This is a genomic window from Acinetobacter sp. 1294243, assembly GCF_000588015.1.
Lineage (GTDB): Bacteria > Pseudomonadota > Gammaproteobacteria > Pseudomonadales > Moraxellaceae > Acinetobacter > Acinetobacter pittii.
In genome coordinates this window covers 147,025-159,602 of record NZ_JFXG01000007.1, presented here as the reverse complement: position 1 = coordinate 159,602, position 12,578 = coordinate 147,025, and the positions used below count along the sequence as shown (strand labels likewise).

The window sequence follows — 12,578 nt, the reverse complement described above, 5'->3', positions numbered from 1 at the left end:
TCTCCCTTTTTTTATAAATTATATGTGCCTGATCTCATAAAAATTTAAACTGAAAGTTTTTAATATTTAATTCCCTTTCTTTGAAACTTAAATCATTTAATCTGAATAGCTCTTGCCATAATCTGTGTAGGCACTTCTTCTGCGAGTATTATGGTTAGAGTTCGCTCTTTTGAGATTTAATGGATAAAATTTATTAAAATTATAATTTATAGACAAAAATACCTCTATTTCAAAAGCTTATTATTTAAAATAATATTTGAAATCTATTAATAAAATCAGTTACTTAATATATAAATCTAATTTTATTTTACTAAATAATAGATGTTTCATGTTAAATGTATGGTAAATTCCCTTCACACTAAAACAATATAAAACCATGATATATATAAATATTTTTTATTTAAATATCTTAATTTTCCATAGTTATGACTTTAGAGACAAAAACTTTCTCGTTCAATGCCACGTTCAAATCATAATTTTTTTTCTACGATGCCCTTGCAAGCAATATCGTTCAATTAACGATCAAGCAAGCTTAGATGCAATCTTACATATCCACTCAAAGAGTTTTAGGTACAGCCCTGTTAAGCAGTTTTTACCTTTAATAATCTTTGATGATAGCTGAAGAGTATTTAAAGTTCGCAAAGTTGTAGAAACGCTTTATAAAGATAAGGACAATTAAACCATGTCATTGTTAAATGAAGCTATATAACTTTTGCTCATCAAGTAAAGTCCTGCTATAACTTGCTTGATGAAACTATATTTTTCAACTATTAAAGATAGTTCACCAGGAATGCGATCCACCAAGGTATGGGGAAAAGTCAATGACAAAGAAGTATGCGCGTTTTTTACCTACAACAGAATCTTTTACTCTTGAAGATTTTCCATATTATTGGATTACTCAAGTACATGCTCAGTATGTACAAAATATTGATAATGCTTTAAAAAAATATGGTTTAGATAACTCACGTCGACGCATTATGTTGGCCTTAAGCAGCAAGCCTCATGCGAGTGTTTCTGAGCTTTCAGATATGATTATTTCAAAAATGTCGACCACCACAAAAATTGTTTATCGTTTGAAAGATGAAGGATTGGTTGAGACCTACTCTTGCCAGACTGATGGTCGTATTACTCGTGTAGTACTTACAGAAAAAGGCACTGAAATGATCAACAAGATCAATGACCTAACCAGTGTAGTACTTGAACAGTCTTTTGAAGGCATTACTCCTTTGCAGTTAGAAAAAATGATGGAAAGTTTAAAATTACTTTTAAAGAACCTTTCTCGCTAAGACGAAATAAGAATCTATTTATAAGCAATAGTTAAGCTCTCATTACGAGAGCTTAACTATATTAATGTCTCTACTTTGATATTGAGAGAAATAGCATCCCACATAAAATAATCAATTAACCTTCTATCTGTTGACTTGAGCTCTTAACTCCAGTAGAAATTCTCTTTCAATAACTGAATAGCAAATTTCGGAAAATGGCTAAAAGAAAATACAAAAGTGACAAATTTCAGGTACGTCGTATTAACCGTAGCTGGTGGGTACTTGAAAAAGATCTTGAATCAAACTGCTATTTAAAACATGAGCAAGTGGCAACAAAAACCTTAGCAAACAACTATGCTGATGATTATATCGAACAGTACTATATGAATCTGTACATACAACAACAGTTGAAAAAACCAGAAACTGTATAAAAAGCCATTTTGGCTTTTTTTATTTTTATAATTAAAATCTATAAAAATTATGCATAAAAAAAACCTACATCTTGGGGAAAATGTAGGCTATAAAATGCACAAAAAGGAAATATATATCCTTTTTGACAAAAAGAATTTTACGATAATACAAGCTATTATTTTATATTACTTTTGTAAACTTAATAGCGATTATTGTATTTAATTAACCTCTTTTGAGAGCTTCTTTGTTTATATTATGAATAAAATTTGATTTATCAAATTCTTTATTTTTTATCTTTACTCCTTCTACTTTCTTAGTTTTATTTTTAATATGACAAATATATATGGATAATTATAAGCTGCTGTTTTAATAAATTTTTTACAAAAATAAGCATAAATATTTTTTTAAAGAAAGATAAATAAAAATTAATAAATAACAAAAACATAAATTAAATCTTTAGTATATATTAGTTTTAATAACTCAATTTTAGTTCAAAAAAAATACACATAAAATTTATTATTTGCTGTTTTGCTTACTACAGAAAGATTACAATAATGGCTAATAAATAGATTAATCAACACAATCTTTCTAGGCATGTTATGACTTCAATGTCGAACAACACCCAAAAGCATTTTATTGTTGAGCAAATTCCACTCCCGACTTGGGTGAGTGATGAAAATGGCTTGATATTATATTGCAATATAGAGTGTACAGAATATTGGTTGGATACTTTTTCTCCATTGCCAGCGCAATGGCTAGATTTTATTTATCCTACCGATTTAGATGAAGTCAAAAACAGATGGCTCGAAGCAATTCGCCTACAAAAAAGAATCGAATTAAAATGTCGACTTTTACGAGCTGGAAATCAATATAGATGGTGCAAACTATCGATTCAAGCATCTAAGTATCGCAGCTCCTCACAAACTAGCGAATGGTATGTTAGCTTTTTAGATATAGATCACGATATTCAAGAACAACAAAACTTGCAAAAGAACATTGAAATACAAAATCAGATGTTAGATATCAGTGTAGATTGCATTAAAGTTTTAAATGTAGACGGCACACTTTCTCACATGAACAAATCAGGGTGCCTCGCTTTAGGTGTACCTGTTGATGAAACAGAATTTGGAATGAAATGGCTCGAACTATTACCACCGCACATTCGTAAACGCGGTCGAGTCGCTTTGAAAAAAGCTCTTCAAGGTAAAGTTGCTAGATTTGCAGGAATGAGCTGTTTGCCAGATCAGGATCCTGAGTATTGGGATAATATGCTTACCCCGATTCATCGGGAAAATGGTGAAATTGGACAAATCCTTTGTGTCTCACGTAATGTTACTCAACAACATTTGGCAGAAAACCAGCTTAGGAATATGAGTGAGAGAGATGAACTGACCGGATTATATAATCGGCGTTCATTTAAATTTCAACTTAAGCGTACTCTCTCATATTCAAAAGACACTCAAACAAGTGTAGGGTTACTTTTAATTGACCTCGACCACTTTAAACATATTAACGATACTTTAGGGCATAGCGCAGGCGATCATCTATTAAAAGTTCTCTCCAAACGCTTTAGTCATTGTGTAGATGATGAAAAGTGCGTTGTCGCGCGACTAGGCGGAGACGAATTTGCGGTTATTATTAATAACCTTAATTCTGAAAATGATGTCCGAGAGTTAGCAGCCATTTTACTTCAACAGTTAAATCAGCCGATTACCTATTTAGGTAATGTCTTAAATGGTGGGATGAGCATTGGCTGCGCAATTTACCCGCAAGATGCCGTAGACCAGTCAGGTTTGCTCAGTTGTGCCGATATGGCATTGCATGATTTAAAAGCGCGTGGTCGTGGTGGTATTCGCATGTATGATCCATGCATGATGCAAATGACTGAAACTGTCGCTTCTCAGCTTAATTTAGCTCGTCAGCTGATTCGCCATCATACCATCCAACCCTATTATCAACCTAAAGTAGACCTAAATACCCATCGTGTAGTGGGATTTGAAGCTTTATTAAGATGGCATACAACCTCAGCTCAAAGAGGCTACCCAGCACAAATTGCGGAAGCTTTTAAAGATTATAATTTAGCGAGTAAGATCGGTGAAACGATGCAACACCAAGTTTTACGTGATATCGCTAAATGGATAAATCTTGGTATTACCCCACTCCCTGTTTCACTAAATGCTGCACCAGTTGAGTTCTTAAGAGATAATTATGCTGAGAGACTTTTGAAAAAGGTTAATCAATTTCAAATACCGACGCATTATATTGAAGTGGAAGTCACTGAGCACATGCTAGGCGACCGAGGCTCGGAATATGTGATCCGTGCACTTAATAAATTAAAACAGCATGGGGTACGTATTGCACTTGACGACTTTGGGACTGGTTTTTCATCGCTAACCCATATTCGCGATTACCCGATTGACAGTTTAAAAGTAGATTGTAGCTTTATCCAAAAGATGCAACATGACCCATCAATTTATGCGATTGTCCAAGCAATTGGTTTACTCGCTCCAAATTTATCACTCGGGCTTATCGCTGAAGGAATTGAAACTCCAGAACAAGAAGAACTACTTCGACAATTTGGTTATAGCATAGGTCAAGGATTCTTGTTTGAATCTGCTATAGATGCTACTCAGGTTATTTCCATACTTAAACAAAATCAGCCTTACTTAGAAAGTCATTACAATCTTTGAAAATAAGAGGTTTAATGAACCTTTTAGTTTTTATTCATACTAAAAATAAACAATAATTTTTTAAAAACTGTTCATAATATAAGCATAAAGATAATAATTTCGGTGTTTCCGCACCATACATTGTCACAAGACAATAAGGAGCAATATATGAGTTATCACCATATCTTGGTTCCAGTCGATGGTTCTCCTACTTCACTTATTGCCGTTAATCATGCAACAGCAATTGCTAAGGCCTTTGGCAGTAAAGTGACTCTAGTATATGCACTTACCATAGATCCTTTCATTTCTGTAGAGTTCATCGATAGTACAGAATTAGCACAGGATTATTTTAATAAAGCTAGAGCATCGATTCAGAGCATTTTAGACCAAGCTAAAGAACAATTTAGCCAACATGGAATTTCTGTTGAAACAAAAATTGTTGAGGGTCAAACAATCCACACAGAAATTATTAAAGCAGCTAATGAGCTAAAAGCAGATTTATTAGTGATTGGCTCACATGGGCGAAAAGGGTTTAAAAAGTTCTTCTTAGGAAGTGTGACTCAAGCCCTTTTAGGAGAAATTCATTTACCGGTATTAGTCGTAACTGAATAGTTTTCTAAAACTAAAAAAACCGATCTTTATAGATCGGTTTTTTAATGCACTGTATTACTTAGCCTTATAGGTGAACTTAATGAGAGATCCTGGGTTTTCTAATGTATTTGTTACTGAGCCATCATCTTTTTGGACATTTCCGGCAGTATCAGTTAATACATATAAGACATTCCCATCTGGACTTGCAATCACATCACGATAACGGTTGTTGCTCTTAAACATCGGTACAGCGTCATCATAAGTAGTGCTATAAGTTGGATCTAACTTAATACGGAAAATGACACCACGTTTTAAAGATGGAACCAATAATGTATTTTCCCAACCAGTAATTGCTTTTTTACCGCCCTTATAGACATAGGCAGATGACGGTGCAACTGTTGGCCAGCAAATGTAGGTCATCTCTCCACAAGTTGGATCGTTATAGTTGTAGGTATCTTGAACGGTATATAAAGTTTTTAATGGTGGGACAAAGTTTTTACCAGTCCATTCAGATTCTTTCGTCACAGGGACCCCTGCGGCTACTTTTACTCCATTTTGAGCTAAATCCTTAATTGACTTATTGGCTGCTGCTGAATAATTTGCATAAGCATAGCCACTATCATCTTTATAACCTGCTACATTCGGCCAACCATAATTGCCACCTTTGACAATGAGGTTAATTTCATCGTCAGAGTTTGGGCCTTGTTCAGACTGCAATAATTTACCATTTGGAGTGAATGCTAAGCCCTGCGGATTACGATGTCCAAGTGTATAAATATGGCTAACCACCCCGTTAAAACTTGGATTATCCTTTGGAATACTTCCATCAAGATTTAAGCGTAGTACTTTACCCATATAGGTGTGATAGTCTTTACCATTCAGTTCTTGTTGAGTTGGCGTATGTTGTGCTTGATTTGGCAAGAACAAATAAGCAAGCTGGTTACGCCCTTGGTCACCAATCGTATAATAAATCTTTTGATCTGGCCCAATGACAAGACGACCTGACTGATGGTCTTTTGATGAAGGTAATCCTGCTAATAAATCGACTGGCTTCTCGAGCGTATCTGTGGATTTATTATAGGTATAACGACGAATAATCGTTTGGTTCGGTAATTCTTTATCTGTAGATTTCGGATTTTTAAATGTACCTGAAATATAGATATAAGGATTATTTTTAAAATCAGGATGGAAGGCAAAACCTAATAAACCATTCTGCCCATCAGCATCATTGACAATCTCTGGTACCTGAAAAACTGTTTTTACACTACCCGACTCTGGATTAACTCTTAGAATCTTACCTGTTGCTCGCTCAGTTAACCAAATTTGATTATCTGGTCCCCATAACAAAGCATGCGGCTTATTTAGATTAGATAGAATAACTTTCTTGTCAAAGTTCTCTGATTTCGCTTTAGCAAATTGAGATGGAGTTAGAGGAACATCAGCAAATGCTGAGAGTGTAACTAGCTGAACAGCGCTTAATAAAGCAATTTTAGCCAATAAATGTTTATTCATGTGTCCACCTTATAAATTGTCAAAATTTTCCGAGAATTTTTAAACCTTTAGCAACTGGTTTGTACGAGTTCTCTATATGATTTGTATTATGATGAATAACGAATCTATTAAAATCTAAATTTCTGAAAGGCTCTGTTGCATAAAAGTAGCTATTAAAACTGAATAAACTCTCTTTAAGATGAGCAACTTAACTATACGATTTATCTATTCTATTAATTTTATATCTGAAACTTTTTTGAAATGGCCATGAGTTAAATAAATATTTATTAACGAAGTAATTGATAGTTAAAAATTAATACTCAAAGAGACAATTCTAATTATAAAAATATACATCACTAAAGACTAAAAGTTAGAAGCTGTAATTGAGAGCTATTTTTACAACGAAGGTGTCTTATGTGTGCAAACTTTAAACCTATTAAGAAAATACATGCCAATCAATTAGAGTTATTTGAACCCACTTTTGAATATAAGATGGATATTTTCCCAAGTGATGATTGCCCACTTATTTTATCGAATGAAAATGAGCTTGAGTGGAGAAAAGCTAAATTTGGAATGCTTCCCCCTTATGCCAAAGAAATTGCATTCAAATATGCAACGTATAATGCCAGAACAGAAACAGTACAACAAAAGCGCTCTTTTAAACATGCTTGGTTAAATGATCAATTTGCGCTTATTCCTGTTGAAGCCATTTATGAACCTAAATATGTCAATGGAAAAGCACATTGGTATGGTATTTTCCGGCAAGATGGGCAACCTTTTACACTGGCTGCGATCTTTGAGGAAACACTTATTGATGGACAGAAAATTAGGTCAATGTCGCTATTAACAATTAATGCTGATCATCACCCTTTCATGAAACAATTTCACAAACCTGATGATGAAAAACGTTCGGTTATTGTGATACCTGATAATCTTAGAAATGATTGGCTCAACTGTACTCATTCTGAAGCCAAAGATTTTTTCTTAGATATGCCTGCGAATGAATTTGCCTCAATGCCAAAAGCTGAAATGAAAAATTATAATTAAATCGGTTTAGTCGACTTAGGTTAGTCAGCCTTAAAAACTTATGCTATTCTTCGGGCACTTTTAAATGTCTCAAACTCTCTATACCTATGATACTTACGCCACCTTAAGTTTATTTACCCCTATCCCTTGTAAATAACTCATCACTGTTTAGTGATGTGGTGTAGTCGTTTGTGTTGGTATATCACATCACTAGCCTTTCAAAATTTAGAACTTAGGCTATTTCTCATGTTATCGAATGTCCGAGAACAATGGTTCTCTAATGTCCGCGCAGATATTCTTTCCGGTCTTGTTGTGGGTCTTGCTTTAATTCCAGAAGCAATTGCATTTTCAATTATTGCGGGTGTAGATCCCAAAGTCGGTTTATATGCATCCTTTTGTATTGCCGTTATTATTTCTTTCGTAGGCGGTCGTCCAGCTATGATTTCGGCAGCTACGGGTGCCATGGCTTTGGTTATGACAACGCTCGTAAAGGAACACGGGCTTCAATACTTATTCGCTGCGACAGTATTAACTGGCGTCATACAGATTTTGGCCGGATATTTTAAACTTGCCAAACTCATGCGTTTTGTTTCTAAATCGGTGGTTATTGGATTCGTTAATGCCCTTGCCATACTCATCTTTATGGCTCAATTACCAGAATTGGTAAATGTGACGTGGCATGTCTACTTACTAGTAGCAATTGGTTTAGGAATTATTTACCTTTTCCCCTATATTCCAAAAATTGGAAAGTTCTTTCCCTCGCCCCTTATTTGTATTGTAGTAGTAACATTACTCGCTATTTTTTTAGGGTTTGATGTTCGAACTGTTGGTGATATGGGTTCATTACCAGATACGTTACCTATATTTCTAATTCCGAATATTCCTTTAAATTTAGAAACCCTCCTTATTATTCTTCCATATTCTTTAACCCTTGCCGCGGTTGGCTTACTTGAATCAATGATGACTGCAACAATCGTTGATGAAATGACAGATACATCTAGTGATAAATTTCAAGAATGTAAAGGTCAAGGCATTGCAAATATCGCTTCAGGTTTTATGGGAGGTATGGCGGGGTGTGCCCTGATTGGTCAATCAATGATTAATGTAAAATCGGGTGGTCGCACACGCTTATCCACTTTTTGCGCAGGTATATTCTTACTTATTCTCGTTGTATTTTTAAGTGACTGGTTAAAGGTTATTCCCATGGCCGCTCTGGTTGCCGTCATGATTATGGTATCAATTAGTACTTTTGAGTGGAGTTCACTGACTCAATTTAAAAATAATCCTAAAAGTAGTAATGTCGTTATGATCGCAACCGTTATTGTAGTAGTTGCTACCCATAACTTAGCGTTAGGTGTATTAACTGGAGTATTACTTTCAGCACTTTTCTTAGCAAATAAACTTGAAAATGATATTCGTATTGAAACTTCATTCGAGGGTCAAGCTCGTCTATATGAATTAAGAGGTCAAATATTTTTCAGTTCATCTGAAAAATTTATGCAAGGTTTTAACTTTAAAGAAGAAATTAAAGAAGTCATTATTGATCTTACCCACTCTCATATTTGGGATGTGACTTCAGTTGCCATGCTAGATTCAGTAGTAAATAAATTTCAAAAGAACGGTATTCAGGTAACGGTTCGCGGTTTAAATGAAGCCAGTTCAATCATGATTGATAAATATGGTACTCATGCAAAAATCTAAAAAAGGTCCTTCGGGACCTTTTCCAATTTCAAGACATACTTCTTATTAAGGTGATTTATATAACAATCGATTTGGGCTACCAGAAGGATTTTTTACCACATTACTACTTGCTTGATTTAACAGATTAGTTGAGATTGTCTGAGGTGTTACTGTAGGTGTACTTTGCAACATTTCAGCTACGACTCCAACAACATGTGGAGTAGCCATTGAAGTTCCATTTAAAACTTTAGTTGCTGTATTGCTCCCAATCCATGAAGAATTGATCTGGTTTCCTGGCGCAAAAATATCAACGCAGCTTCCATAATTAGAATAACTCGCTCGTGTATCAGTATTATCTGTAGCAGCGACAGTAATTGCCTTACCTACTCTGGCAGGAGAAGAACTACATGCATCTGTATTCGAGTTTCCTGCAGCCACAACCATTACATAGCCATTATTAAATAAGTTTTCTACTGCACTATCTAAAGATGCGTTTGCTTCACCACCTAAAGACATATTCACTACAGCTGGCTTTTTACCATTTTTTAATATCCAATCTAGCCCCGCAATCACATTACTCGAAGCACCAGAACCATCACATCCTAAAATCCGAATAGGCACTAAGCTTACATTCTTGGCAACCCCATAGGTACTACCACCCACTGTTCCTGCCACATGTGTACCATGACCATGACAGTCGTTTGTGCCATTTCCATCAGATATCGCGGTATAGCCACTTAATACCCGTCCAGAGAACTGTTGATGTGTAGACAATATTCCTGTATCAACAATATAAGCGGTTGTGCCTGAACCTGTTTGTAAGTACGAATATGCTGAATCTAGAGGTAAGTTTTTTTGGTCAATACGATCTAGTCCCCAATCTGGGTTGCTTTGGGTAGTCGCATCAACTTTCATGATTGTGTCATTTTCTACTGAAACGACTTTTGGATTTTTTTTCATGGCTTCAACAAAAGTAGTACCGGCAACATCGGGTAAATAAATTGCAAATCCCTTAAGTACAGCATCATAGGTCTGTAATACCTTCCCACCATGTTGTTTAGCAATACCTTGTGCAAACTCGTTAGAAGAACCCACATCCTTATTAAGAATAACAATATATTGATTTTTAATAATTCCTTTTGCTTCAGATGAGCCTAATACAGAATTTGTTGTAGCAGGTGCAGCATATGTTAAATGACTCAGCGCTATTGCTAAAAGAAAAGTCGAAACTTGGCAAAACTTCATAGAAAATCTCCATATTTTTTACTTTAGACATCATTGTTATGATCAGTACAGTCTTTATATTTAGGGATTAACATCTTTAGAAAGGAATTTTTATTATATTCTCCATATATTATAACCACGTCATGTTTTCATAAAACTTGGACCTATACAATGCTATTATCTTTTTTCAATTAAAATTGAGAACCAATTCAAATAAACCAATAAATCAAACATTTTAGAATAAATAATTACCTTACTTTATTTATAATTTAGTTTAGGTGGGATGTATAATGTAAAAATATATAATCATTAAAAATAATATAAATGTAGAAATAATGAGATATGTTCCAGTTGTATTAAAGCTTTTTAAAAATTTCCAGATATCCATAAATAAAAATATAAAACAGTAAGTTATGAAAATTCTTGCAAATTATAATATAGCCTTCAACTAAAAGAGATTTACAATTTTTTAAACTATATGTGTTCAGTATCAAATATGTAAAGATATATTGCAAAAATATGTGATAATTAAGGAAACGTGCAGTCCTTTAAATGGCCATAATTAATAAATACTAAAATCAATTATATTCTATAGTTTTTTAATTTTAGTTCTGGCAGCTCAACCTTACAACCAGCTAAATGATGCCTACAATTAACGCTATATTCGATAAAGCCATCTTTAATAAAGTAATTACAATATTCATTTATACTTATGATGGGATCAAATGTCGGTTTTTCCAAGTTACCATTAAAAAACCATTGGTTGCCGTTAGAGAAAGGATAATGTACAGGAATATAATGAAGATATCCGCAAGCAGGACACATATGTTTATACATACCTCCTTCGAAATACTGTACTTTCATTAACACTCCTTTAAAAATAAAAAAGCCAACTCATAAGAGCCGACTAAACCAATTATTTAAAGATTCTATATATTATTAAATTATGTACTATAGCCTTCTCTCTTTTATTTTTCTGTTTTTAATTTATCTAACCTATATGACAAATTCATGAACTTCCGAGTGTAATCTCACCCTTTGTTAGTTTGGTAAAATATATTTTATATAATCTATTAATTAAATGATAATTCCAGTTAAATAATGAAAAGCAAATACTAGTTTGTTTCTTATTTGGCAGAGGGCTATGTGATTAACTCATATTAATCATTAAATAGATATTAATGCCATATCCAAAAACAAAATTCGATTTATCTTATTGTTTTTAAAAATCAAATAAAAAAGTCCGCATCTTGGGAAGCTACGGACTTGAAACTCAACTAAACAACAGCTAAACATTTTGCCGCTTAGTGAGAAAGCACTATCTTTTTAATCTAATTAAGTTCTATAGTCAGGTCAATAAGGATACTTAATTTTTATAAAAATTAGGTTGAGTTGTGATTTATCTCACATTTTATCTTCTAATAAGTTTAATCTGTTTTTCTTTACTCAATTACATTCCATTTCAAACACTTAAATTAAAATATTATTAAAGTAATGATTTAAAATAGAATAATGGTTAATTTTAGGAATAAGCTTGAAAGAAACAAAATCCTGATCTTGCCTTTTCTTCATTTCAAAATAATTTTGGCTTTGCCATTTCAACTCATCAAGTTCGAGTTCACCACAGAAAATTGAACATGGAGTAGTAATTCGTTTTGACTGATGAACAGGACTGTATTTTAAGATATCTTCGCTTGAAAGATTGAGAGCATGATTTAAATGTGTATTTTGTATAGGCTCAAGATCATAAATTCCACTTAACAAAACCATCTCAGATATGAGTGGATGGCCTAATGACAAAGCAGCCAGATGCGCCCCTGCCGAATGCCCAACCAAAACTACCTCATTAGTTTTCCAGTCTTGCTCTCGAATAAAATCGAGAGCTTGATTAACTTGAGAAGCAATATCTGAAATTTTGCTTTGTGGGGCCAGATCATATTCTAAAAGAATACACTGTGCACCCTTGGCTAGAACATACGGTACGATGAATGCAAAATCTGATTTATCACACCATTGCCAATATCCACCATGAATAAAAATAACAGTCTTTTTGGCTTGTTCTAATGGGAAAAAATCTAAAGTTGACCGTGAGTGCGTACCATATTGGATATCTGCAATATGGGTAAATTTTTGATAGCTCAACAAGCTTGTTCTTTTAAATTCTGCCAATATTTCATGTTCATTCGCTACGGTTCTAGAATTATCATATGGTCGCATAAGT

Annotated in this window: 10 protein-coding genes; 6 read left to right on the top strand and 4 right to left on the bottom strand. The window is 33.8% G+C overall.

Annotated features, from left to right (window positions below; all coding sequences use genetic code 11):
* Nucleotides 1-821: 821 nt before the first annotated feature.
* From J655_RS14685 to J655_RS14670, 4 genes are all read left to right on the top strand, one after another.
* Complete coding sequence (locus J655_RS14685) at nt 822-1,286, top strand: MarR family winged helix-turn-helix transcriptional regulator (RefSeq protein ID WP_002121027.1); 465 nt, start codon at nt 822-824, stop codon at nt 1,284-1,286.
* A 194-nt stretch (nt 1,287-1,480) separates the two neighbouring features.
* Complete coding sequence (locus tag J655_RS14680) at nt 1,481-1,696, top strand: hypothetical protein (protein WP_017480975.1); 216 nt, start codon at nt 1,481-1,483, stop codon at nt 1,694-1,696.
* Nucleotides 1,697-2,275: 579 nt separating this feature from the next.
* Nucleotides 2,276-4,366 (top strand): putative bifunctional diguanylate cyclase/phosphodiesterase, encoded by a 2,091-nt coding sequence (locus tag J655_RS14675; RefSeq protein ID WP_002120960.1) that lies wholly within the window; start codon nt 2,276-2,278, stop codon nt 4,364-4,366.
* A 147-nt stretch (nt 4,367-4,513) separates the two neighbouring features.
* On the top strand, nt 4,514-4,957 hold the full coding sequence (locus J655_RS14670; protein WP_002120966.1) for a universal stress protein: 444 nt from the start codon (nt 4,514-4,516) through the stop codon (nt 4,955-4,957).
* A gap of 54 nt (nt 4,958-5,011) precedes the next feature.
* On the opposite strand, the gene J655_RS14665 is transcribed toward J655_RS14670, so the two are convergent.
* On the bottom strand, nt 5,012-6,448 hold the full coding sequence (locus tag J655_RS14665; RefSeq protein ID WP_002121021.1) for a glucose/sorbosone family PQQ-dependent dehydrogenase: 1,437 nt from the start codon (nt 6,446-6,448) through the stop codon (nt 5,012-5,014).
* Between the two features lie 393 nt (nt 6,449-6,841).
* On the opposite strand from J655_RS14665, the gene J655_RS14660 reads away from it, so the two are divergent.
* Together J655_RS14660 and J655_RS14655 are read left to right on the top strand one after the other, a co-directional pair.
* Nucleotides 6,842-7,474, top strand: a complete 633-nt coding sequence (locus J655_RS14660; protein WP_005068940.1) for an SOS response-associated peptidase family protein — start codon at nt 6,842-6,844, stop codon at nt 7,472-7,474.
* A 225-nt stretch (nt 7,475-7,699) separates the two neighbouring features.
* Complete coding sequence (locus J655_RS14655) at nt 7,700-9,154, top strand: SulP family inorganic anion transporter (RefSeq protein WP_032052607.1); 1,455 nt, start codon at nt 7,700-7,702, stop codon at nt 9,152-9,154.
* A gap of 45 nt (nt 9,155-9,199) precedes the next feature.
* Here J655_RS14655 and J655_RS14650 read toward each other — a convergent pair whose 3' ends face one another.
* From J655_RS14650 to J655_RS14645, 3 genes are all read right to left on the bottom strand, one after another.
* Nucleotides 9,200-10,378, bottom strand: coding sequence for a S8 family peptidase (locus tag J655_RS14650; RefSeq protein WP_032052606.1), 1,179 nt, complete (start codon nt 10,376-10,378; stop codon nt 9,200-9,202).
* Between the two features lie 561 nt (nt 10,379-10,939).
* Entirely contained in the window at nt 10,940-11,221 is a 282-nt protein-coding gene (locus J655_RS0104540) for a DUF6527 family protein (RefSeq protein ID WP_005073920.1), read from the bottom strand.
* A gap of 606 nt (nt 11,222-11,827) precedes the next feature.
* Entirely contained in the window at nt 11,828-12,574 is a 747-nt protein-coding gene (locus tag J655_RS14645; protein ID WP_032006909.1) for an alpha/beta hydrolase, read from the bottom strand.
* Between the last annotated feature and the right edge of the window lie 4 nt (nt 12,575-12,578).